Below are 23271 nucleotides of genomic sequence, written 5' to 3' on the forward strand. Positions count from 1 at the left end.
AGCACAATAAAAATATGGCTTTTTCTATAAAAATCTTATACTCTTATATTTTTGGTTTCGGTTTTTCTCCAAGTCAATAGAATACGTCACAAAAAATTCGTGTGATGCAAAACCATAACTCCCTATCACTGAGGTAACTAAATCGAAAGAATATCCCACTTTTAGTCCGTTCAGCATTTCCAAACCCATTAACAACGAAACCGCGTCGTTTAAACGGTAAGAAATCCCGCCCCAAAATTTTTCATCATAAACAATTCTGCCTGTTACATCGAACTGCCACCCGGCCAGGTCGGTTTTTAACAAAGCAGTGGGTTGCAATTCAAATAACGGGTCAGCTAATTTAATATTGTATCCTCCCATCAAATAATAATGCCTTGCAAGGAAGGTAGTTGCTTGATCTGAAAACTCAATTTCCGCCTGATTTAGGTGAGTTGCAGATATCCCTAAAAAATAACTATTGGATGAAAGGTAAAGTCCAAATCCCACGTCCAGAGCCATTTGGCTTACTTCTCCCTGCGGAATAGCAGGGTCAGAACTTGGATCAGTATAAATTTCAGATGTAAGGTCTTTATTATCGCCCCCTTTCCAATCTCCGTTATATCCTTTTGTCATTAATCCCATTGATAGTCCTATTCCCAATTCACCAAAATTAACCGTCGTTTTGTAAGCGTAACTAAAGTTTACCGATGTGTTTTCTTCATTCCCAATCTGATCGCTCACAATATTTAAACCTATTCCACCTTCCGAACCAAATGGCTTTATTGCTGCGTCCATACTAAAAACCAGTGTTTTTGGAGCACCTTTAAAGCCCTCCCACTGATATCGGTTTAACAAAAGTCCACTTATTGCATTCTCTGCTCCGGCGTAACCCGGATTAACCCCCAATTTATAGTACATATAATTGGTGTATTGCGGATCTTGCTGACTATAAGACGCTAAATTTAACACAAATACTAAAAATAAAAAAGAAATTATTTTTTTCATCCGTTTTAACTGCATCTTACGTTTCTTTTTCAAACCGGTTTAAAGAAATAAAAAATTGTTTTCTGTAACAAACTTTTACCATTTGGTATGCAAAGAACGTTAACAATTTGGTATTATTTTGACAATTCATCTATTTTTTGAACAAACTTTAACCAATTCTCTGGTATTTCATCACCCGATGCTTCATCATATTCTTTCTTTGAACAGGCAATTAAATATTTATTTCCTTTTATAGATTGAATCTCAAACCACCACCGCGCCGTTTCTGTACATTTGTAAAATACAATTGGCTCGTCAATCTCTTTTACTTCTACTTTATACATTTGCAGATTTTCAGGTAATTCCTTTTCTTTTTGTACTCTGTTAAGAAATCCTTCCAAAAAATACCAGATAATCTGTGCTGAAAGTTTAAAAGATATCCCGTTATTATCTTTATCCCAATCGGTTTCAAAAATACCAAAAACTTTCAATTTATTACTCAAACCTGCATACTTTGCCAACTGGCAAGCCTCTTCGCTATATAATCCATTGGGGTTTTTAACCTGACTTCCGTTAATTTCAGAATATTTCAATGCATTGCTATCAAACGAAAGAACATCCGTATTGCGAAAAACAGGTTCGGCATTTATGGAATCTTCGTGTAAAAGTCCAAGCCTTACATGCGTAACAAGCCCTTTGGTTTTGGAAAAAAGTTCTCTGGGAACCAGGTGTGTTTGGTATCCGACGAGATTAAACTGAAAAATTTGCGGATTTTTTTGAAAAACCCTGGTCAAAAAGTTGGTGGATGAAAAGGTTTCCCTGCCTTTCTTTACATCAAGTACCGAATCAACAGATGTGAGAGAAAAAAAGGTTTCACTCTTAAATGCTTCACAAATGCCAACTGTTAAGTCCTGGCTGCCACCAATTAACAAAGTAACGATGTTTAATTCAGTAAAATATTCTATAATATCACGTACTGCAAGAAAAGCTCCTTTTTGACTTTTTGTTTTTTTTAGTTGGCCGAAATCGACAATACTTAGCTTCCTGTCAATGGTTGAAAGCCGGTATAACTCTTCTCTTATTTTTTCTGTTGGATTTGTTTTGCCGCTTTTCCATGTTCCATTGTAAAAGGGGACGCTAAACACAACTACTTCAATTTTATGAATATTGGCTGGAGTTATTTTGTTGGTTGATTTTTCGATGGTTTGCCCCAAAGAGTATTTCCATTTTTCTTTGAATTTGTCGGAATACTTCGAAAAATCAATCGGTTCAAAATATTGTCGTACATCCATAAGTCAGGCAAAAAAGCAAATGTGTTTATTTGCTCTGTTTTTTATTTTTTTCGACCACGTTTGGATTTTGGCTCCGGAGCATTGTTGATAATATTCATACAATCTTCCAGTGTTAATTCCTCTGCATTTGTTTTTTTCGGAATTTTATAATTTTTCTTTTTGAACGAAATATATGGTCCCCATCTTCCATTCAAAACTCTTAAATCCGGTTCCTGTTCAAATACTTTAATTACTGCTTTTCTGTCCTTTTCTCGTTTAGCTTCTATCAGCTCGATGGCTCTGTCAAGTTTAACTGAAAAAGGATCATCCTCTTTTCCGAGGGATACAAATTTATTGTCGTGCCGTACATACGGTCCGAAACGACCGATGGCAACAGTCACCTTTTTATCTTCATATTCTCCCAATTCGCGCGGGAGCTTAAATAAATCCAGTGCTTCTTCCAAAGTTATTGTTTCAAGGTGTTGTCCGGCTCGTAAACTGGCAAATTGCGGTTTTTCACCTTCTCCGTCAGTTGATGCCTGCCCCAATTGGGCAACCGGGCCAAAACGGCCAATTTTCACAGAAACTTCTTTTTCTGTTTTTGGGTCAATTCCCAATATACGTTCTCCTTTGGATCGCTCAGAGTTTTTTAACGCATCTTCAACATTTTCATGAAATGGCTGATAGAAGGCATCAATCATCTCGTTCCAAATCTTTTTTCCTTCCGCAATGTCATCAAATTCTTTTTCCACTTTTGCGGTGAAATTGTAATCCATTATTTGCTGGAAGTTGTCAATAAGGAAGTCGTTTACCACCATTCCAACATCAGTTGGAAAAAGTTTTGATTTCTCAGCACCTGTTATCTCTGTTTTTGTTTTTTCGGAAATATTTTGATTCCTCAGTGTTAAAACGTCATAGTTGCGTTCTATTCCAGGTCGATCTTCTTTAACTACGTAATTTCTGTTCTGAATGGTTGTGATGGTTGGCGCATAAGTAGAAGGACGCCCAATGCCAAGTTCTTCCAGTCGTTTTACCAGAGAAGCTTCCGTGAAACGAGGAGGTCTCTGCGAAAAGCGTTGCGTGGCAATGGCTGAAGACATCTCCAGTAAATCATTTATTTTTACAGGAGGTATAATTACATCGCCACTTCCATTGCTTCCATTGTCGTCATCTGTCGATTCAATATAAACTCTAAGAAATCCGTCAAAAATTAAAACTTCACCTGTGGCAACAAATTTTTCACTGGTATTCGATATTGAAATGGTAACTGTTGTTTTCTCCAGTTCTGCATCTGCCATTTGCGAAGCAATTGTTCGTTTCCAAATCAAATCATACAAACGTTTTTCCTGGCCCGAACCGTCAACAGTTTCATTATCCATATAAGTCGGACGGATGGCTTCGTGTGCTTCCTGTGCCCCTTTTGTTTTTGTTTTGTAATTTCTGATTTTTACGTACTTGTCACCGTGTAACTCCTGTATTTTTTGTTTTGAAGTATTGATGGCAAGTCCCGACAGGTTTACCGAATCGGTACGCATATATGTAATCTTTCCACTTTCGTATAAGCGCTGAGCTACAGCCATAGTTTGTGAAACAGAGAAGCTGAGCTTTCGGCTGGCTTCCTGCTGCAGGGTTGATGTTGTAAATGGTTTTGCCGGAGATCTTTTTCCTGGTCGTTTTACTACATCAGCAACCGAAAAGTCAGCATTCTTACATTTTTCAAGGAAAGCAAATGCTTCTTTCTTATTATCAAATCGTTTAGAAAGTTCTGCTTTTAATTCGGTTTGTTTCCCCTCTTTGTCTTCCACCAGAAAGTAGCCATTTACACGGAAGGACGATTCACTTTTAAAATTGATGATCTCTCTCTCCCGTTCTACAATTAAACGAACGGCAACCGACTGCACCCTTCCTGCTGATAACGATGGTTTAACTTTTTTCCATAAAACGGGTGAGACTTCAAAACCAACAATCCGATCAAGCACACGACGTGCTTGCTGCGCATTTACAAGATTTTCATCGATTGAGCGCGGATTTTCAACTGCATTCAAAATCGCATCTTTTGTAATCTCGTGAAAAACAATTCGCTTTGTGTTCTCTGGTTTTAGTTTTAAAACCTCTTTCAGATGCCAGGCGATTGCTTCCCCTTCGCGGTCTTCATCGGAAGCTAACCATACCATTTCAGCATCTTTCGACAACTTTCGAAGTTCTGTAACAACTTTCTTTTTATCAGGGGTGATAATATATTTTGGATGATATTTTTTTTCAATGTCAATCCCAAAATCTTTCTTTTCCAAATCTCTTACGTGTCCCATGCTCGAGGTCACAAAATATCCATCCCCCAGAAATTTTTCTATGGTTTTTGCTTTGGCTGGCGACTCAACAATTACAAGGTTTTTGTGCATATGCTTAACTCTTCCTTTCAAAAAATTTCTGCAAATTAAAGAAAATCAAACGCTAAGTTCAAAATTTAATAGCTTAATTTTTTTTAATTCTATATTATTGATAATGATGATTTTATTTTTCAGAAGTCAAAATAATGCTGTTAATCTGTTCGTTTAAACAATTGCTGCGTAGGCAGAATCATATATATTTGTTGTGCGAATTTAATTGTAAATTTTATGTCAGAAAAGAAAAAAAAATATACAAAATATATTATTGCATTCTGGTCGGTTACAGGCTTGGGAATACTTGGAGTTTTTCTTTTGTTTTTTATGATTGCAAAAGGGAAGTTGGGTTTTATGCCCAGTTTTGAAGAGCTTGAGAACCCGCAAAACAATTTGGCTTCAGAAATTTATTCGACAGACGGGAAAGTACTTGACAAGTATTTTATCAGGGAAAATCGTACCTATGTGGATTATGAGAATCTGCCTGAAGATTTGATTGATGCTTTAATCGCTACAGAAGATGTTCGTTTTTACAATCACTCCGGGATTGATTTACGGGGCTTGGTGCGTGTTGTAAAAGGAATTGTTACACGCAATACCAGTTCGGGAGGTGGAAGTACATTGAGTCAGCAGCTGGCAAAAATGTTATTTCCCCGCGATGCAATGGAAAATGGCCTGCAACTGGCGCTTCGTAAATTTAAGGAATGGGTAATTGCTGTTAAACTTGAGCGCAGTTATACAAAAGAGGAGATTATTTTAATGTATCTGAACAAATACGACTATTTAAACAATGCGGTTGGGATAAAAACCGCAGCTCAGGTATATTTTAGTGTTCAGCCCGATTCGTTGCAACTGCATCAGTCTGCGATGTTGGTTGGGATGGCAAAAAATTCATCGCTTTATAATCCGGTAAGGAGGCCTGAATTGGTTTTACAAAGAAGAAATGTCGTCCTGAATCAAATGTTTAAATACGGATATATTTCTAAAGAAGTAAGGGATTCTGTAAAACAACTTCCGCTCGATTTGGATTATCACAAAGTAGATTATAAAAGTGGAGCAGCACCCTATTTCAGGGAATATTTGCGTTTAACGATGACGGCCAAGAAACCTGTACGCGAGAATTACGCATCATGGCAGGAGCAGAAATTTATCGAAGATGTGGATGAATGGGAAAACAACCCGCTTTTTGGCTGGTGCAACAAAAATGTAAAGCCCAATGGCGAAAACTATGACCTATATAACGACGGGTTGAAAATTTATGCAACCATCGATTCAAGGATGCAGAAGTATGCTGTTGAAGCCATTGAGCAACACCTTCGTTATGATCTTCAACCGCTGTTTGACGGGAGCATGCAAGACCTGAATAATCCGCCTTTCGCAAATAATATGACGGCCGAGGAGACTGAAGATTTACTTGACAGAAGTATCAGGCAAAGCGAACGTTACCGGGTTCTTCGTTTGCAGGGAATGAATTTCAAAGAGATAAAGGAGAATTTCAAAAAGCCGGTTGAAATGACCGTTTTTTCATGGCAGGGAGAGAGAGATACGGTAATGACTCCTTTGGATTCAATAAAATATTATTTGCGCTATTTCCGTTCTTCGTTTATGGCTACCGATACGGAAACAGGAGCTGTACGAGCTTATGTGGGCGGGCCAAATTACAAGTATTTTATGTATGACATGGTAAAAGACGGAAAACGCCAGGTGGGTTCTACTGTAAAACCGTTTTTATACACTCTTGCCATGCAAAACGGCTTAACACCTTGTACAAAGGTTCCTTATGTTAGTCAACAGTTTCAAATGCCCGATGGTACCATTTATGAACCCAAAGACTCTGACGTGGATGAAGAGAAGGATGGACAGTTGGTTACATTGAAATGGGGGCTGGCAAATTCGAAAAACCGCATTTCGGCGTGGGTGTTAAAACAGTTTAGTCCACAGGCTGTGGTTGAAGTTATGAAACGACTTGGCGTTTACAGTCCGGTTGACCCGGTTCCTTCTATGTTCCTCGGAACTTCTGATATTACGCTTTACGAAATGGTGGGAGCTTTTACTACCTATGCAAACCTGGGTGTTTTTATAAAACCCTATTTTGTTACGCGTATTGAAGATAAACACGGAAATGTAATTGCAACATTTCAACCTGAAAAACATGAGGCCATTGATGAACAAACTGCTTATCTGATGTTGAATCTGATGCAGAGTGTAATAAATGATGGGACAGGTGTTCGGTTACGATTTTCAAATCTTTGGCGTGATAGAGTGACGAAGGAATATGGCGATTTCGCTGTGCCGATTGCCGGTAAAACAGGGACAACACAGAACCACTCCGATGGCTGGTTTATTGGAGTAACTCCAAAATTGGCCGGAGGTGTCTGGACAGGGGCCGATCTGCGAAGTATTCATTTCCGTTCTCTTGGAAGCGGACAGGGAGCAAATATGGCACTTCCAATCTGGGGGTATTTTTACAAAAAAGTTTTAGCCGATCCTACCCTGGGAATTACAGAAGAACAGGAATTTAAAAAGCCTCTTAATTTTACAATTGATCTTGATTGCGATGAAGAGGAAGATGCAAATTCGCCGACCGATTTTAACGATTTCTTTTAGACTCTTCCATATAGAGCCTAACAGGAAAGGAGTTTGGTGGTATTTTTCTTCCGATTGTCGATCAGTCTAAAACTGAAAAGGAAATCAGTTGTTATAACAATGTTTTCCAGAACTTGAGATAGCTTTTACAAAGCACTATTTTGTACTTTTACCATCAGATGGAATAATTTGAATGATGGAAAACGGGACAACGGTAAATTATTATTACAAAATTAAAGTTCTTTTATCCCCCGATGATTTCAAAACAATAGAAGAAGGATTGGATTATGCTCCCAATAATAGCCTTGAAGCTTTTTATCACATTATTGTTGCAGGGTATTCGGCAGAATTTGCGCTGGCAAACTATCGAAATCTATACGAGTATGTGACTGAAAAGTCAATTACTTATTCCAACGCACTGGTAAGTTATGCCTTTTATCCGGGGATGGATGCAGGAATGTATGTTACAAAAACGCAATGGTACGAGTTGAATTGAATATAAATAGATTCAGAAATTATTATTTCTGATTTTTTCAAACTGTAATTCTTCAAACGATTTTCCCTCCCTGATTTTTGCAGGATAACCAAGAGTTACAATGCTCAATACTTTAAAATTCTCAGGAAGATTTGTCATCCTTCTTATGTATTCTTCAGAAGAAATTTCGTTTGTATACATCCGGTTGCGAATTTGAATCCAACAACTTCCCAATCCAAGCGACTGGCCCGTTAATTGAAGCAAAATGGATGCGATGGAGCAGTCTTCAATCCAAACATCATTTTTGGTTTCATCTGCACAAACAACAACTGCAAGAGGTGCTGTTGCCAGTGGAGTAACTCCGTGTGGTTTACATCCTTTTAACTTTTTGATTTTATCGGGGTCGTCAACAAAAATAAATTCCCATGGATTAATATTTTTAGAAGAAGGAGAGCGCAATATTGCCTCTTTCAGAATCAGAATTTTTTCTGATTCAACTTTTTTAGTGCTGTAATTTCTTATACTTCTGCGGTTTCTTAGAATTTCTATCATTTGGTTTGTTTTCGATTTTTCCGGGCAAAAGAAAGGAAAATTATCTGAAGTATAGTATTTATTCCGCAGTAGAAGTCTATTGATGAATAAAATTTCATAACTTCAACACCAGCAAATCAATCATAAAAAATGAAAAGAAAAAGTTACTCTCTTCTATTAATTACAATTGTGTTTTTTGCATGCGAGAACAAGTATTACACGGTTGAAGATTTTCCCGAAGTTGAAAAAATTGATGCACATTATCATGTTTATACAAACAATAACAGTTCGCTGGAACAGGCTGCGAATGATAATTTTAAATTGTTTGCGATAAATACTTATTCCGGTGGATGTGAACGGGTTGTAACTGCCCATCAGTGGTTAAAAGAGCTTGGAGAGGAAAAACCGGATGAGTTTGCATATTCAGCAACCTTTTGTTTGGATGGCTGGGATGATCCTGCGTGGGTTGATAATACCATTTCCTGGATAGAGCAATGTGTTGCAGATGGCGCCAATTCGGTAAAAGTGTGGAAAAATATTGGCATGGAATACCGCGATAAAGACAGCGTGCTTATTATGATTGACGACCCGAAATTTGATCTGATTTTTGAATATCTGGCTAAAAATAATATTCCGCTTGTAGGGCATTTGGGTGAACCCAAAAATTGCTGGTTGCCAGCTGATGAAATGACCACAAAAAACGATAGCAGCTATTTTTCACGTCACCCCGAGTATCATATGTATTTGCATCCTGAGTTCCCTTCATATGAAGAACAAATGGCCGCCCGCGACAGAATGCTGGAGAAAAATCCGGATTTGGTTTTTATCGGTTGTCATCTGGCCAGTTTGGAATGGAGTGTGGATGCGCTTGCTGAGTTTCTTGATCGTTTCCCTAACGCTTCGGTTGATATGGCGGCGAGATTGGGCCAGGTTTTCTACCAAACCAGAGACGACCGCGAGAAGGTGAGGAAATTTTTTGTGGATTATCAGGACAGATTAATGTATGGAACCGATGTAATTGATAGCGGACAGGAAAAAGAAGCGTTTCAGAAAGAACTGCATCAAACCTGGTTGCACGACTGGGAGTTTTTGGTGACCGACAAAACAATGAGTAGTTCTTTAATCGAAGGTGATTTTCAGGGGCTCAAACTTCCCAAAGAGGTTATAAATAAAATATATACCGAAAACTTTAAAAAGTGGTATAAAACTTTTTGATTGAACCTTCTTATTCTTTTTGGGCTTTTACTGAATAAACCATTGGTATTTTGTCTTCCAGACCTTTTATTTTAAATTTTCTGTCCCCGGTTTTAACTGTGTTTTCAAAACAATTGTAAGGTGAATGGTTGTATTCTTTAAAATCTTTAAGTTTCATGCCTGTTTTTATAAGTGCATCAATAACCGTGCTTAAGCCATGATTCCAACACATCGATTTTTCTTTGATCTCAGCACCTCCATCAGTGTAGGTTCCTTCCAATTCTTCTATAATCGGATTTGAATCCATGTAGTTAAATTCAATCTGTTTGAAATCGTAACTAAACATCCAAACCACGGGGTGAAACTCTGCCATTATAAATTCTCCTCCGGGTTTTAGAAAATGGTGAATAACTTCTGCCCATTGTTTCATATCGGGCAGCCAGCCAACCACACCGTAGGAAGTGAAGACAACATCAAATTTATCATCCAGAATTTCAGGAAGTTTATACACATCACTCTGAAAAAATCTGGCTTTTGTTCCTGTAAGCTTATTGAGTTGTTTCGCTTTCTCAATTGCTTTTTCAGAAAAATCCACTCCAGTGGAAAAAGCTCCGCGTCTTGAAAGTGAAATAGTATCCATCCCAAAATGACATTGCAGGTGCAAAACTTTCTTTTCCTTCAGATTCCCAAGCAGCTCTATTTCTATCGGATTTAAAGAATCTTTGCCTGCAATAAAGGACTTAACATCATAAAAATCAGAGTTAAAATGGGTTTCAGTTCTTTTATCCCAGAGTTTCCTATTGATGTCAGTGTAATTCATTTTGATTTGGTTTTGTTTCTTGCGAAATAAAAGCATTAGTCTTAGCTATGAGATACCTTTTATCTCAAATCGTATCGTAAAATTTAAAGCTGTTTCTTTGGTTCATCAACGTTCTGCAATAGCGTGGTTGTAGATTATTTCATGCCGCTTCGTTCCAGTAATGCATTTACAGTTGGTTCTTTCCCCCGGAATTTTTTATACAGGGTCATTGGATGTTCAGTGCCGCCTTTTTCTAAAATATTTTTACGGAAAGAAGCCGCTACTTCTTTATTAAATAATCCATTTTCTTTAAAAACACTAAAGGCATCAGCATCCAGCACTTCGGCCCATTTGTAGCCGTAATATCCGGCGGCGTATCCTCCGGCAAACAAATGCCCAAACTGCGTGCTCATACAAGTACCTTCAATAGAAGGGAAAATCTGTGTTTTCTTCCAGGCCTCTTCTTCGAAATCTTTAACATTCCCATCAAAAGGTTCTACCTGTGTATGCCATGCCATATCGAGATAGCCAAAACTTAATTGCCGAACAGAAAGATAACCTGCCAGAAAGTTTTGAGAGGCTTTAATCTTTTCCACCAGTTTTTCGGGAATTTTATCACCGGTTTTGTAATGAACGGCAAAACGATCAAGAAAATCTTTTTCAACTGCCCAATTCTCCATGATTTGTGAAGGAAGTTCTACAAAGTCGCGGAAAACATTTGTGCCCGATAGTCCTGAATAAGTACATTTTGTTAATATTCCGTGAAGTGCATGGCCAAACTCGTGCAAAAAGGTTTCCACTTCTCTGAAAGTTAGCAACGCCGGCTTCGTTTCTGTTGGGCGTGTAAAGTTCATTACAATTACGATGTGTGGCCGTGAATCCTGTTCGCCTTCTTTCCATTGTCCTTTAAAATCGTTCATCCAGGCACCGCCCTGTTTCCCTTTACGCGGATGAAAATCAGCATATAACACCGAAAGAAACTCTCCGTTGGCATCGTAAACTTCATAAGGGATTACTTCATCGTGGTACACCGGAATTTCATTATTTGGTTTAAAAGTTATTCCATACAGTTCGGTTGCCAATCCAAAAACTCCGTCGATCACCCGGTTGAGTTCGAAATAGGGTTTTAGTTTTTCATCATCCAAATCGAATTTTTTAACTTTTAATTTTTCGCTGTAATAGGTCCAGTCCCAGGGCATGATTTCTTCTTCAAAACCAATGACTCTCGCATATTCTTCTACTTCTTGCTTCTCATTCTTAGCCACTTTAAAGGAGGCAGTATACAAATCTTCCAGAAGTTTGTATACTCCTTCGGCATTCGTTGCCATCCGGCGTTCCAATACATAATCGGCATAATTTTTATATCCCAAAAGCTGAGCCATTTCCAGACGCAGGTGAACCATTTTTTTTACATTTTCCTGATTGTCTAGTTCATCGCCTTTAAACGATTTTGACATGTAAGCCAAAAACATTTCTTTTCGTAACCCGCGGTTATCCGCATATTTCATGAATGGGAGGTAGCTGGGCGCAGTAATATCAAAAATCCAGCCTTCTTTCTCCTTCTCTTTTGCTTTTTCGGCCGCTGCCTCCAGTGCACTTTCCGGAAGACCTGTCAGCTTGGTGTCGTCTGTAATGTGTAGTTCGTATTTATTGGTTTCTTTAAGTACGTTTTGGTGAAACTTAAGCGAAAGAACCGATAATTCAGTGCTGATTTTACGGAACTTTTCCTTTTGTTCTTCAGAAAGATTCGCGCCGCTCCGAACAAAGTTTTGATAGGTGTTTTCAAGTAAGGTTTCCTCTTCAACCGTTAAATTCAGGTTTTCTTTTTGTTCGTAAACCGATTTAATACGCTCAAAAAGCTCGGGATTGAGTGTAATGTCATTTTGAAATTTGGTTAAGAGAGGGGAAACTTCTTCTGCAATTTTTTGGAGTTCGTCGCTGGTTTCTGCATTTAAAAGATTAAAAAATACGCCGGCAGTCCGACTTAATAAACGTCCTGCGCTATCAAGAGCTGCAACAGTATTTTCAAAAGAAGGTAGTTCTTCCGTTTCAAAAATGGCTTTTATTTCAGCTTCTCCTTTTTTTATTGAACTTTGAAAAGCAGGTAAAAAATGTTCATCCTTTATTTTTCCAAATGGCGCTGTTTCGTGCGGAGTGTTAAATGTTTCCAGAAGGGGATTGTTTTGTATTGTATTGTTTTCCTGACTCATAATTTGCTTTGATTTTTCAACAATAATTAAATTTTCAAGGCCTTAATAATATTCCTTTCATTACAAAAATAACGGGATATTGTTCAATTTGCATGTCGCCGACAATTTCACTTTTTTTTCTTCTTCTTTTTCTCAACCGACCATCCAAATTTTCCAATTTTTTTTCCAAGTCCAAAATAATGCCCGTGGCTGTATACCAATGGTTTTGCTTTTGAGAAACTAAATGCATTTTTGTCATTCAGAAAAGCATCATCAACAGAAACACTTACAACTTCGGCAATAAACATGTGGTGCGTACCAAGCTCCACAATGTTTTTCACTTTGCATTCAATATTCACGGGAGATTCTTCAACAATTGGTGCCTTAACCAATTTGGCAGGGGCAGGAGTGAGATTCATTTCTTTCCATTTGTTGTACTTTCGACCTGAACGACAGCCGCACCAGTCTGTTGCCCTGGCAAGCTTTTCGGTAGTGAGGTTAATAACAAATTCTCCCGTTCGTTTAATTATTTCGTATGAATGCCTGCCCGGCCGGACTGAGATGCTGCACATGGGCGGATCGCTGTTAATGGTGCCGGTCCAGGCAATGGTAATAATATTGTATTCTTCTTCTTTTTCGCCGCAACTTACCATCACTGCGGGAAGGGGATAAATTATGGTTCCAGGTTTCCAGTACGTTTTTACCATTGGTTTTCTTTTTCGTTTAACGACAAAAATATAAAATCGGCGTGAGGATAAAAACCGGGAGCCACGCAACCCAAAGTGATTTTATTTTATCTTTTCAGAACAAAAAGAAATACGTTTAATGAAATACAGTAAAAATTACTTCTTGATAATGCTGATTCCTTTGTTATTTATTTTCTGCTCCAAGTCAGATGATGAGTTTGGGGAACACGGCAGTATTACAATTGAGTTTGGCAACGTTTGTGGCTGGTGCGTAGGGGAAGAGAAAATAATTGTTTCCTCAGTGAAAACAGACTATTATAAAAATATTCCCTGTGGCGAAAATAAAGGAACAGTTAATAAAACGGACGCAATAACTTCTGATGAATGGAAGGAAATTTCTTCTTCTTTTGATTATAACGATTTTCTTGAGCTTGAATATGATGAGTGCAACGTTTGTGCCGATGGCTGCGATGAATTTATTATTATCACAAAAAACGGGTCATCTCACGAAATCAGATATACTCCTTCCGAAGAAATTGAAGGCGTAGAAGAATTAAGACAACTGTTAAATAATAAATTGGAAGACTTAAAAAATTTCGATTAATCTTCCGGATCCTGCCAGTCACCGTTTTCGCGAATCAATAATTCCAGTTCCTCTACAGCATCTTCATATGGAATATTTCTTTTTATGGGTTTTAATCCTTTATAAAGATTCACCCGGTTGTTTCCGGCACCTACAAAGCCATAATCGGAATCGCCCATTTCACCGGGGCCGTTTACAACACAACCCATAATTCCAATCTTGAGGTGATCAAGATGTTTAAAATGTGCTTTTATTTTTAATGTAGTTTCGTGCAAATTAAATAATGTGCGGCCGCATCCCGGGCAGGAAATAAATTCTGTTTTTGTTGTTCTCATTCTGCTTGCCTGCAGAATGCCAAAACTAAGGTCTTTCAATTCGGTAAAAGTAATAATATCACTATCATTTGATATACAGATACCATCACCATACCCATCCAGGAAGAGTCCGCCAAAATCAACAGAAGCCTTTATTTGAAGGTCTTCCAGGGTTTCTTCGTTGTACCTTCGGTACAGAATTACCGGAACCTTCCATATATGTGTTTCCAGACTCATAAAGAAAGCCCTTAATTCTGCCATCGGGTTTTTATTAAAGCTTTCCAGTATAAGTACAGTTTTTCTGGTTTGTTTCAGTTTGGTAATAATTTCGGGATGTCTGTCCATAAAACGGTCGAATTCCATTTTATTGGTACGGATAAACTTCATTCTTCCCCAGCGAGTACTTTCAAAAAGATATTCTTCGAGCGTAATAATCGGGTATTCTTCCCCGTGAATATCCAGAATTTTATTTCCGGAAAGAAAATAATCAGGAATCAATTTTCCCCTTATCGGAATCATTTCCTGTAAACTGCGATCTCCTAAGTCGGCAACAACCACCGGCAGTTCTTCTCCTCCCATATTTAATACAGGGCGGGTTGATCGTCTTTCGTATTCAAACGGATTTGGCTGAGCAATTAAAGGAGCAGTTATCGCTTCATGATTTTCGTAGCTTCTTACATGATTGACGAGTTTTAAAGCCACGGGAATTTCCCTCACCGGTCTTTCGGTTAAAGATACACGCACGGTGTCACCAATCCCGTCTGCAAGTAAAGCTCCAATTCCGACTGCCGATTTTATTCGGCCGTCTTCGCCTTCTCCGGCTTCAGTAACTCCAAGATGCAATGGGTATTTTAAGTCTTCCAGTCGCATTTTGTAATTTAACAAACGTACAGTATACACCATTACACGGGTGTTGCTCGACTTGATGGAGATAACTACATCGTTAAAATCTACCTTTTTACAGATACGTAGAAACTCCATAACAGACTCAACCATTCCGGAAGGAGTATCTCCAAAACGGCTCATTACCCTGTCAGATAGTGAACCATGGTTTGTTCCAATTCTTAAAGCGGTATTGTTTTCCTTAAGGATTTTTAAAAACGGGATAAACTGATCTTCAATTTTATGAAGTTCCTGTTTATATTCTTCGTCGGAATAAATTTTATTGATGAACTGAGCACGTTTATCATAAAAATTTCCAGGGTTAATCCTTACTTTCGAGATGCTTTTAGCCGCAATCTCGGCCAGTCGCGGATTAAAATGGATATCCGCAATTAGTGGAGTTTTATATCCTCTTTCTGCAAGTTTGTTTTTTATGTTTTTCAGGTTTCCTGCGTCGGCTATACTTTTAACCGTTACACGCACATAATCTGCTCCTGCTTTGATTAAGCGGATAATTTGCTCAACGATCGCTTCGGTGTCCGATGTATCGGTATCGGTCATCGTTTGAATTCGGATAGGATTATTTCCACCTACAGGAACACCTCCGATATTTACTTCCCATGTTTTTTGTCTCTCGTAGCGGGTTAAATCCTTTATATAATTGAAATTACGATCTTTCATCTACAAAATCTGTTTTGCTGAACTGCAAATTTAAACTAATGCTTTCAAAATAAAAAGAATCAACTATTTTTGTTTTCATTTATAAATGTATGACAGTAGAAACGAGCAACATAACAAAATTATTTGGAAAGCAAAAAGCGCTCGATAATGTCAGTATCTCGGTTAAACAGGGAGAACTTGTTGGTTTTCTGGGGCCAAATGGCGCAGGAAAGTCGACTCTGATGAAAATTGTAAACGGTTATTTACCTGCTGACTCCGGTGAAGTTTTTGTGAGTGGGCAGAGGGTTACACCACAAAATATGGAGATCAGACGAAATATTGGTTATCTTCCTGAAAACAACCCGCTTTATACTGAGCTTTATATTAAGGAGTTTTTAGAAATTACTGCCGGTTTTTACCGAATTTCCAACAAAAAAAAGCGAGTGGACGAGATGATAGAACTAACCGGATTAGGAGAAGAACAACACAAAAAAATACGGGCACTTTCAAAAGGATATCGCCAGCGTGTAGGATTGGCGCAGGCATTGATTCATAATCCTTCCGTTTTAATTCTTGATGAACCTACAACCGGCTTGGATCCTAATCAGCTGGAAGAAATCCGGGGATTGATTCGTGATATCAGCAAAGAAAAAACGGTTATTCTCTCTTCGCATATTATGCAGGAGGTAGAAGCGGTCTGCAACCGCGTTATCATTATAAATAAAGGAAGGATTGTAGCAAATGGCAGCATCGCTGAAATTAAAAGCGGTAACATGGGGCAGGGGCAGGTTGTTCTTGCTGAGTTTAATAAAAAAGCCGATGAAGCGAAGCTGGCTGCTGTTCGGGGAGTTAAAAACCTGCAGGCTGAAGAAAATTTTTGGATAATTGAATCGGATGGCGAACAGGATATCCGCCCGCTTCTTTTTCAATTTGCTGTTGAGAATAAATTAGTATTGCTGACGCTGCAGGAAAAGCAGCAGAATCTGGAAAACGTATTTCATCAGTTAACGCAAAATCAGAATTAAGTCTTCTGCAATATGGTTTGCAGAGGTATTGATTGTTCCGCCAGTATTAACGCATTGTTATGAATCATGAAATTTCGGTTGTACTTCCGTTTTTTAATGCTGAAAATACATTGAAAAGGGCCATTGAAAGTATCCTTAACCAAAGATATCTTGATTTTGAACTGCTGCTGGTTGATAATCTTTCAACCGATGGAAGCATACAAATTGCCCGAAAATTTGCATCAGAAGATAAACGAATCAGGCTTTTGAAAGAATCCAAGCCCGGAGTTGCAAATGCCATGAATTGCGGACTTCAAAATTCTCGTGGCAGCGTTGTTGCCCGAATGGATGCCGATGACGTTTCTTCCCCAAATCGATTGGAAAAGCAACTGCAATTTTTGAGAGAAAATCCTGATATTGGGCTGGTTGGCTCAACCGTAAGATATTTTCCACACAATAAAAACACGGTGGGGTTTAAACGTTTTGTCAGGTGGGTAAATTCGTTTTGTTCTCCTGTACAAATTGAGTTAAACCGTTTTGTGGAGATTCCGGTTGTCAACCCGACAATCATGTTTCGAAGAGAAATTTTTGAAAAGTATGGTGGATGTATTCACGGTGATTTCCCGGAAGATTATGAAATGCAACTTCGTTACCTGGAGACGGGAATTAAAATGGCAAAAATAGAAGAGCCACTGCTGGAGTGGCATGACTATACCACTCGTTTGACTCGCACTGATGAACGATATTCAACAGATGCTTTTTTCAAAGTCAAGGCAAGATATTTCAAAAAGTGGTCAGAAAAAAATAATCCTTTTCATCCTGTAATTTGGGTGTGGGGAGCGGGACGAAAAACAAGGCAACGGGCAAAACTTTTGGAAAAAGAAGGGTTGAGTATAGAAGGTTTTATTGATGTTGTAAAATCAAAAACTTCTGTGAAAAAAGTTTTGCACTTTGAAGAAATTCCCAACTCCCGGAGAATGTTTGTTGTTTCATTGGTTACAAATCCCGGCGCAGGTCAGCAAATCAAGGAATTTCTGAAAAAAAGAAATTATATTGAAGGCGAAGATTTTATTTTGATGGGGTAATTTTATAACCTATCGAAATATTTTACTACCTCTCCGGTTTGAGTATCAATATACACCGCAATAGTATACCCCGCATAAGGTATTTCAACGGTATAAACAATCCAACAATCTCTGATTTCGAATTGATTGTTATTTTTTATTTTTAACAACAAAGAATAAGAGCTATAATTTTCTTTTGATTCCCAAATATTTCTTCCGGTTTGTTTCAAAATTTCTCTGTATGCAATACCCAACGCGTCACCTTCGCTATAAATTTTGTCTTTCGGAACGACTATTTTTGAGAGCCAGTTTCCCTGAATTTTTATTGAACTTTTATTAATGTTGAAATCGAAAGATATTTCAACTCCATCAAGAATTTTTTCATCAAATTGATTTTCTGTTAAATAGAATTTGTATCTAATATCTCTCATGTAGTCTTCAAAGTATCCTTTTTCTTTTGCATTTTCCATGCCTTCATAAAAAGAGCGTATTCCAACTTTGGTGGCTCTGGGAATAGAATTGGTGGCAAGAATCTGAATTTGATTCTCATAGTCAAAGGTCATTTCTTCAGGGATTCCTAAAAACTCATGGTACATGGATACCAAAGTATCAATTTTATTTGTTACTAAGTCTTTTGTAATTGAATCAACATTTATTAATGGAATCTCACCTTCCGCGAATCCATATTCATTCAAAATCAAACCCCCATAAATATTTATTTTTTGGAAATCATCATTTCTTTCGGCCCATTCAGACTGTGATAACGGTTTGTAGGTAGTTGGATAACTTGGATCAGGAAGAGGTTTGGGCTCTGATTCTTCCTGGCAGCTAAAGAAAGTTAGTACTGAAAGAACCAGAACAAAAAGATTTATTTTTGCATTCATTGAGCGCGTGGTTTAAAAGATTAATCAATCAAATGTAATTAATATCAGGATCGCAAAATGAAAGGAAGGGTTGTTTTTAAGCATTGTTTATTTGGAATGTAAAAAATATAATTCCTTGCTATATGAAGTTATTCTGTTTGTTTTTAGGTAGTTGCATTTTGTTTGTTTGGATTTTAAAAGAATGTCATTTAAAAAGATTCTAAATAACTTTTTTATTAAAAATAACTGTCGTATTTTTGCTAACGCTACGTGGAAAGATTTGAGATTGATTGCAACCACTGAAAAAAATGCTAAAGCAATCGTGCTTTTTTTCAATTTTTCAATCAACACATCCCGGAGCCCAAATAGTAAATTGTTTAACAAAGCTGATATGTTCAGTAAAAAAACTAGGGATTTATGAGTTATTTATTTACAAGTGAGTCGGTTTCAGAAGGTCATCCTGACAAGGTTTCCGACCAGATTTCAGACGCAATGTTGGATCAGTTTTTATCATTCGACCCGGATTCGAAGGTAGCTGTTGAAACATTGGTAACCACCGGACAGGTTGTGGTTGCGGGCGAGGTAAAATCGCAAACTTATGTCGATGTGCAGGAAGTTGCACGCGGAGTAATTAACAAAATTGGTTATACTAAAGGAGAGTATCGTTTTGAAGGTGATTCCTGCGGTGTTCTGGTGGCTATTCACGAACAAAGCCCCGACATCAACCGGGGAGTTGACAAAGAGGATAGAAAAGACCAGGGAGCAGGCGATCAGGGGATGATGTTTGGTTATGCCTGCAAGGATACCGATAATTACATGCCGCTTCCGTTGGAACTGTCGCACTTGATTTTGCAGGAACTGGCGGTTATTCGCAGAGAAGAAAAAGAGATGACTTATCTCCGACCGGATTCAAAATCGCAGGTAACCATTGAATACACTGACGATAACGAACCGGTAAAAGTTCATACGATTGTAGTTTCAACTCAACACGATGAGTTTGACACAGATGAACCAATGCTGGCAAAAATCAGGGAAGATGTAATTAACATTTTGATTCCCCGTGTAAAAGCCAAGTTACCCGAACGTGTTCAGGCCTTGTTTGGCGACGATATTATTTATCATGTCAATCCAACCGGAAAATTTGTAATAGGTGGTCCGCATGGAGATACCGGTTTAACCGGACGAAAAATTATAGTTGATACGTATGGTGGGCGGGGAGCTCACGGCGGTGGTGCTTTTTCCGGTAAAGACCCGTCAAAAGTTGACCGCTCAGCGGCGTATGCATCGCGTCATATTGCAAAAAATTTAGTGGCTGCCGGAGTTGCCGATGAAATTCTGGTACAATTGGCCTATGCAATTGGTGTTGCTCAACCTGTAGGAGTTTATGTAAATACTTACGGGAGAAAAAATATTTCACTTTCTGACGGTGAAATTGCTGAAAAAGTGAAAACAATTTTCGATCTTCGGCCTGCCGCAATTGAAGAAAGACTTAAGTTGCGTAACCCGATTTATTCGGAAACAGCGGCCTATGGTCATATGGGGAGGGTTCCCACAGTGGTGAAAAAAACGTTTGAGTCGCCCTATAACGGGAAAGTTGAACTGGAAGTAGAGCTTTTTACATGGGAAAAGCTTGATTTTGTTGATGCTATTAAAGAAGCTTTCGGGATTTAATTTCGAGGGTAGTATTAGTAATACGCTCTAAGGCGGTCTGTCGGTTGACAGATCGCCTTTTTTATAAAAACGGCCTGTTTAATGTAACTTCTTTTTTCTTCAATCGAATAAATAAATGAAAACAACAGTTCAACTTAAAGCCAAAAGTCATGGAAGAAAAACTGGTTACAATTGTGGTGTTGCCGTATTCCAAAGCGCATATTTTAAAAACGCGGTTGGAGGCAAAAAAAATAGACTGTGTTCTTGAAAATCTGAATTGGGTGGGAGGCACAATTTCGTATTCAACAAGTGTAAAAGTGTTGGAAAAAGATGTGCCGAAAGCTATGCCTGTTCTGGATAATTTGCTTGGAACAAAAGCTACTTCACCTGAACCGGTGCAGGATAAAAAGGAAAGGCACGTTTTGGTTCCCATTGATTTTTCTCTCAATTCTGAAAAAGCCGGTAAAATGGCTTATAATATTGCCAGTCATCTGGGAATTAAAATCGTGTTTCTGCACTGTTATATCAATCCCCTGATTCATTCCATTCCGTTTAGTGATGTGTACGCCTATGATCCTACTCTGTTGGTGAAAATGGAATATGCGGAAAAAGATGCCAATAAACAATTTGAGCAATTTATTGGCAAACTCTCAAAATCGCTTGGAAAGGAAAAGTGGAATGAGGTTGCTTCGGAATTTATCATTAAGTCGGGTTATCCGGATGAAGATATTCTTGCATATGCAGAAAAACATCAGTCACAATTGATTGTGATGGGACGTGGCGGAACCTCTGATGTTGCAGAAACAGTAGGCAGTGTGGCTGTTTATGTTATCTACAATGCGCGTGTTCCGGTTTTGGTTGTTCCCGAATACTCAAAAACAAAAGAATTGAAAGATTTTTCAAAAGTTTTGTATGCTACCAATTTTGATGAAAAAGATTTTGTGGTGGTTGACAAGTTGTTGGAATTACTCAAACCTTTTGATGTAAAACTGCTTTGTGCTCATGTAGGTCAGCCTAAAGGGAATGGATGGGATTTGGCGCGATTGGAAGGAATGAAAGATATTCTTCAGAAAAAGTATGAAAAGAAGGACTTTGAGTGTAAACTGCTTATGGGGAATGATGTTTTGGGGGCACTGCAAAAAGTAATTGATGAAGAAAAAGTTGATATTTTATCACTGACGACACACAAACGAAATATGATTTCGAGGTTGTTTAATCCGAGTTTTGCACGCGAAATGGTATTTCACACTAAAACGCCGTTGCTTGTTTTTCATGCTTAGTTTCCGGGAGAAAAATCTTTTTTCAGAAAAGAGGCTGTCTGTTTTATGGATTCAGCAATTGGTGTGTATTGGAAATCGATCTTTTTAGTAATTTTTGTACCGTCGAATTTGTTTACATCGTTGGAGTTGGAAACCGATTCACGGGTTATCATCGAAGGTTTGCGTGTAAGCCAGCCCCAAAAAGTAGCAGCTCTCCAAACCACTCCCAAAAGACTGTTGGAAGTAAAGTATTTTGGTCGTGGCTTTTCCAGCACATCGGCAATTTGCGAGAAAAATTCACGGTAACTAATATTGTCGGCATTAAGAATGTACCTTTGATTTTTGCAGTTTTCAAAATTTTCAGGATGCATAAGTTGGAGCATTGCCTGAATCACATCTTTTACATCTACAAATCCTGTAACGCCGCGTGTGTAGAATGGCATCCCGTCCCAAACGGTTTTGAAAAGCTTGGCGCTTCCTGCATCCCATTTTGCCGGACCTAATATAATGGAAGGGTTTAAAATTACAGCATCCAGCCCTTCTTCCATCCCCCGCCAGATTTCATTTTCCGAGAAAAATTTACTTTCGGAATATCCTGAAACTTTTTTCGAAGGAATCCAGTTGGTTTCTTCAGTAACCAAATCACCATTTTGCAAACGTCCAAGACCGGCAATGGAACTCACATGGCAGATTCTTTTTACTCCATTTTCAATAGCCGCATTTACCAGGTTGGCTGTTCCTTCCACATTATTCGAAATCATATTTTTGCGCTCCCCTGAGCGAAAAGAAACAATCGCGGCGCAGTGGTAGATTTCTGTAACTCCTTCGAGGATTTTTTCCAGTGCAAAATAGTCCAGAATATCACCATCAACCCACTCGATTTGGCTAAATAGTTCTTCGGATTTTTCAGAATAGTTTGAAAAAGTTTTTTTAACCTGTTTCAAATTGCTGGTTTCCCGCTTTAGAGCTTTTACTTTTTGTCCGGCACTTACCAATTCATAAAGTAAATGCGAGCCCACCAAACCTGTTCCTCCGGTTACAAAAATCATAAATAAAATTTTTTAGCAAAGATAAAATTTAAAAGCCTTTAACCTTTTTTTGTTTTCTTTCAATAACAGAGAATTGTTATTTTATATTCTTCGTATTTGAATTATGGGAACTGATTTCGCAATAAAATTTGAAACAAAGGAAGAGTCGAACTCAAAAAGACAAGATGAAGCAACGACGCGCACTCCTCATGAACGGCTTATTTTTTTTGAGATGGTGCAGGGAATGCAATTTTTTGCATCAACAGGCGAACGTCCAAATACAGGCCAAAACAATTTTATGATAGAATAATATGTTATTGAGCTTTCCTCAAAGAGTTAAAGACAAATTAGACATTCAGGTACTACTGCAAATTCGACAAAATAGAAAGAAAGAAAATTAACTATTCCACGGGGTAATTGCTTTTGCCCCGAATTCTTTTGCTGATAATTTTTCAATCTTAACTTTTATAAGCCCCACATTTTTTACCGCCGGTGCATTAAACTTAAATTCGCGGTCGCTGTATTGCGCCATTAACATTTTTAGCAACGCGTACTTTTCATCATAGTCATCCACAAATTCAGCTTCACCTTCTACCAGAACCGATTCCGATTTTACACGGTAGCTACATCCCACTTGTACATCTTGCCAGGCAAGTTCTTCTCCCAGCGTCCAGTTGATGCATACTTTCGGGTTTTTTTTCAGTGTCTCCCACATTCTTCCGGTTTGTGCTGAATGTAAAATCACCCAATCGCCGTTTAATGCAAAATTCATTGGTAAAACATAAGGTGCATTTTCTTCTGCCATGGCCAGGTAGCATGTTTTACATGCTTTTATAGTCTCGTTTATTTTCTCCCGGTCTTCGATAAGATATGTTCGCATAAATTTTTG

At 38.2% G+C, this 23271-nt stretch carries 20 protein-coding genes; 9 read left to right on the forward strand and 11 right to left on the reverse strand.

The features are described 5' to 3' along the window. Positions 1-24: 24 nt before the first annotated feature. The 3 genes from K5G00_RS19450 to topA form a co-directional block, all read right to left on the reverse strand. The gene (locus K5G00_RS19450; protein ID WP_238767881.1) at positions 25-984 is read right to left on the reverse strand and encodes a PorP/SprF family type IX secretion system membrane protein; all 960 of its coding nucleotides are present in this window, start codon (positions 982-984) and stop codon (positions 25-27) included. A 113-nt stretch (positions 985-1097) separates the two neighbouring features. Continuing rightward, a complete protein-coding gene (locus K5G00_RS19455) occupies positions 1098-2255 on the reverse strand; it encodes an arginase family protein (protein ID WP_238767883.1) in 1158 nt (385 codons plus the stop codon). 41 nt (positions 2256-2296) lie between these two features. Continuing rightward, entirely contained in the window at positions 2297-4633 is a 2337-nt protein-coding gene (gene topA / locus K5G00_RS19460; RefSeq protein WP_238767885.1) for a type I DNA topoisomerase, read from the reverse strand. Positions 4634-4849: 216 nt separating this feature from the next. Here topA and K5G00_RS19465 point away from each other — a divergent pair, with 216 nt between their 5' ends. After that, positions 4850-7222, forward strand: coding sequence for a transglycosylase domain-containing protein (locus tag K5G00_RS19465; protein ID WP_238767886.1), 2373 nt, complete (start codon positions 4850-4852; stop codon positions 7220-7222). 172 nt (positions 7223-7394) lie between these two features. Further along, positions 7395-7697 (forward strand): hypothetical protein, encoded by a 303-nt coding sequence (locus K5G00_RS19470; protein ID WP_238767888.1) that lies wholly within the window; start codon positions 7395-7397, stop codon positions 7695-7697. A gap of 12 nt (positions 7698-7709) precedes the next feature. Here K5G00_RS19470 and K5G00_RS19475 read toward each other — a convergent pair whose 3' ends face one another. Next, entirely contained in the window at positions 7710-8228 is a 519-nt protein-coding gene (locus K5G00_RS19475; RefSeq protein ID WP_238767889.1) for a nitroreductase family protein, read from the reverse strand. A 129-nt stretch (positions 8229-8357) separates the two neighbouring features. Between K5G00_RS19475 and K5G00_RS19480 the strand changes: the two genes are divergently transcribed. Continuing rightward, a complete protein-coding gene (locus tag K5G00_RS19480; protein WP_238767891.1) occupies positions 8358-9422 on the forward strand; it encodes an amidohydrolase family protein in 1065 nt (354 codons plus the stop codon). A gap of 10 nt (positions 9423-9432) precedes the next feature. On the opposite strand, the gene K5G00_RS19485 is transcribed toward K5G00_RS19480, so the two are convergent. The 3 genes from K5G00_RS19485 to K5G00_RS19495 all read right to left on the reverse strand — a co-directional run bounded on the left by K5G00_RS19485 (position 9433) and on the right by K5G00_RS19495 (position 13096). Then, entirely contained in the window at positions 9433-10221 is a 789-nt protein-coding gene (locus K5G00_RS19485; protein WP_238767893.1) for a class I SAM-dependent methyltransferase, read from the reverse strand. A 134-nt stretch (positions 10222-10355) separates the two neighbouring features. Then, positions 10356-12410, reverse strand: coding sequence for a M3 family metallopeptidase (locus K5G00_RS19490; RefSeq protein ID WP_238767895.1), 2055 nt, complete (start codon positions 12408-12410; stop codon positions 10356-10358). A gap of 107 nt (positions 12411-12517) precedes the next feature. Beyond that, the gene (locus K5G00_RS19495; protein WP_238767897.1) at positions 12518-13096 is read right to left on the reverse strand and encodes a flavin reductase family protein; all 579 of its coding nucleotides are present in this window, start codon (positions 13094-13096) and stop codon (positions 12518-12520) included. Between the two features lie 118 nt (positions 13097-13214). Here K5G00_RS19495 and K5G00_RS19500 point away from each other — a divergent pair, with 118 nt between their 5' ends. Next, the gene (locus tag K5G00_RS19500) at positions 13215-13679 is read left to right on the forward strand and encodes a hypothetical protein (protein ID WP_238767898.1); all 465 of its coding nucleotides are present in this window, start codon (positions 13215-13217) and stop codon (positions 13677-13679) included. Here the strand turns inward: K5G00_RS19500 and ispG are convergent. After that, positions 13676-15535: a (E)-4-hydroxy-3-methylbut-2-enyl-diphosphate synthase gene (gene ispG / locus K5G00_RS19505; RefSeq protein ID WP_238767900.1), complete on the reverse strand. Its 1860-nt coding sequence runs from the start codon at positions 15533-15535 to the stop codon at positions 13676-13678. The genes K5G00_RS19500 and ispG overlap by 4 nt on opposite strands. A gap of 89 nt (positions 15536-15624) precedes the next feature. Between ispG and gldA the strand changes: the two genes are divergently transcribed. Next, positions 15625-16539 carry a gliding motility-associated ABC transporter ATP-binding subunit GldA gene (gldA, locus tag K5G00_RS19510; protein WP_238767902.1) on the forward strand — a complete coding sequence of 305 codons (915 nt, stop codon included), beginning with the start codon at positions 15625-15627 and terminating at the stop codon, positions 16537-16539. 59 nt (positions 16540-16598) lie between these two features. Continuing rightward, on the forward strand, positions 16599-17603 hold the full coding sequence (locus tag K5G00_RS19515) for a glycosyltransferase family 2 protein (RefSeq protein ID WP_238767903.1): 1005 nt from the start codon (positions 16599-16601) through the stop codon (positions 17601-17603). A 2-nt stretch (positions 17604-17605) separates the two neighbouring features. On the opposite strand, the gene K5G00_RS19520 is transcribed toward K5G00_RS19515, so the two are convergent. Beyond that, on the reverse strand, positions 17606-18466 hold the full coding sequence (locus K5G00_RS19520; RefSeq protein ID WP_238767905.1) for a hypothetical protein: 861 nt from the start codon (positions 18464-18466) through the stop codon (positions 17606-17608). Between the two features lie 396 nt (positions 18467-18862). Between K5G00_RS19520 and metK the strand changes: the two genes are divergently transcribed. Together metK and K5G00_RS19530 are read left to right on the forward strand one after the other, a co-directional pair. Beyond that, on the forward strand, positions 18863-20116 hold the full coding sequence (gene metK / locus K5G00_RS19525) for a methionine adenosyltransferase (protein WP_238767907.1): 1254 nt from the start codon (positions 18863-18865) through the stop codon (positions 20114-20116). 149 nt (positions 20117-20265) lie between these two features. Beyond that, entirely contained in the window at positions 20266-21375 is a 1110-nt protein-coding gene (locus K5G00_RS19530) for a universal stress protein (RefSeq protein ID WP_238767909.1), read from the forward strand. Here K5G00_RS19530 and K5G00_RS19535 read toward each other — a convergent pair. Then, positions 21372-22403, reverse strand: coding sequence for an NAD-dependent epimerase/dehydratase family protein (locus tag K5G00_RS19535; RefSeq protein ID WP_238767911.1), 1032 nt, complete (start codon positions 22401-22403; stop codon positions 21372-21374). The genes K5G00_RS19530 and K5G00_RS19535 overlap by 4 nt on opposite strands. Before the next feature lie 103 nt (positions 22404-22506). Between K5G00_RS19535 and K5G00_RS19540 the strand changes: the two genes are divergently transcribed. After that, positions 22507-22692: a hypothetical protein gene (locus K5G00_RS19540; RefSeq protein WP_238767912.1), complete on the forward strand. Its 186-nt coding sequence runs from the start codon at positions 22507-22509 to the stop codon at positions 22690-22692. A gap of 87 nt (positions 22693-22779) precedes the next feature. On the opposite strand, the gene K5G00_RS19545 is transcribed toward K5G00_RS19540, so the two are convergent. Then, entirely contained in the window at positions 22780-23262 is a 483-nt protein-coding gene (locus K5G00_RS19545) for a pyridoxamine 5'-phosphate oxidase family protein (protein ID WP_238767914.1), read from the reverse strand. Positions 23263-23271: the final 9 nt, after the last annotated feature.

The sequence above is a fragment of the Maribellus maritimus genome (assembly GCF_022267315.1).
GTDB lineage: Bacteria > Bacteroidota > Bacteroidia > Bacteroidales > Prolixibacteraceae > Draconibacterium > Draconibacterium maritimum.

Coding starts and splice junctions, on each gene's coding strand:
- topA (WP_238767885.1), bottom strand. CDS start 4,633: ATGCACAAAAACCTTGTAATTGTTGAGTCGCCAGCCAAAGCAAAAACC.
- K5G00_RS19500 (WP_238767898.1), top strand. CDS start 13,215: ATGAAATACAGTAAAAATTACTTCTTGATAATGCTGATTCCTTTGTTA.
- K5G00_RS19465 (WP_238767886.1), top strand. CDS start 4,850: ATGTCAGAAAAGAAAAAAAAATATACAAAATATATTATTGCATTCTGG.
- metK (WP_238767907.1), top strand. CDS start 18,863: ATGAGTTATTTATTTACAAGTGAGTCGGTTTCAGAAGGTCATCCTGAC.
- K5G00_RS19495 (WP_238767897.1), bottom strand. CDS start 13,096: ATGGTAAAAACGTACTGGAAACCTGGAACCATAATTTATCCCCTTCCC.
- K5G00_RS19450 (WP_238767881.1), bottom strand. CDS start 984: ATGAAAAAAATAATTTCTTTTTTATTTTTAGTATTTGTGTTAAATTTA.
- K5G00_RS19520 (WP_238767905.1), bottom strand. CDS start 18,466: ATGAATGCAAAAATAAATCTTTTTGTTCTGGTTCTTTCAGTACTAACT.
- K5G00_RS19515 (WP_238767903.1), top strand. CDS start 16,599: ATGAATCATGAAATTTCGGTTGTACTTCCGTTTTTTAATGCTGAAAAT.
- K5G00_RS19545 (WP_238767914.1), bottom strand. CDS start 23,262: ATGCGAACATATCTTATCGAAGACCGGGAGAAAATAAACGAGACTATA.
- K5G00_RS19490 (WP_238767895.1), bottom strand. CDS start 12,410: ATGAGTCAGGAAAACAATACAATACAAAACAATCCCCTTCTGGAAACA.
- gldA (WP_238767902.1), top strand. CDS start 15,625: ATGACAGTAGAAACGAGCAACATAACAAAATTATTTGGAAAGCAAAAA.
- K5G00_RS19475 (WP_238767889.1), bottom strand. CDS start 8,228: ATGATAGAAATTCTAAGAAACCGCAGAAGTATAAGAAATTACAGCACT.
- K5G00_RS19540 (WP_238767912.1), top strand. CDS start 22,507: ATGGGAACTGATTTCGCAATAAAATTTGAAACAAAGGAAGAGTCGAAC.
- K5G00_RS19535 (WP_238767911.1), bottom strand. CDS start 22,403: ATGATTTTTGTAACCGGAGGAACAGGTTTGGTGGGCTCGCATTTACTT.
- ispG (WP_238767900.1), bottom strand. CDS start 15,535: ATGAAAGATCGTAATTTCAATTATATAAAGGATTTAACCCGCTACGAG.
- K5G00_RS19470 (WP_238767888.1), top strand. CDS start 7,395: ATGATGGAAAACGGGACAACGGTAAATTATTATTACAAAATTAAAGTT.
- K5G00_RS19455 (WP_238767883.1), bottom strand. CDS start 2,255: ATGGATGTACGACAATATTTTGAACCGATTGATTTTTCGAAGTATTCC.
- K5G00_RS19485 (WP_238767893.1), bottom strand. CDS start 10,221: ATGAATTACACTGACATCAATAGGAAACTCTGGGATAAAAGAACTGAA.
- K5G00_RS19480 (WP_238767891.1), top strand. CDS start 8,358: ATGAAAAGAAAAAGTTACTCTCTTCTATTAATTACAATTGTGTTTTTT.
- K5G00_RS19530 (WP_238767909.1), top strand. CDS start 20,266: ATGGAAGAAAAACTGGTTACAATTGTGGTGTTGCCGTATTCCAAAGCG.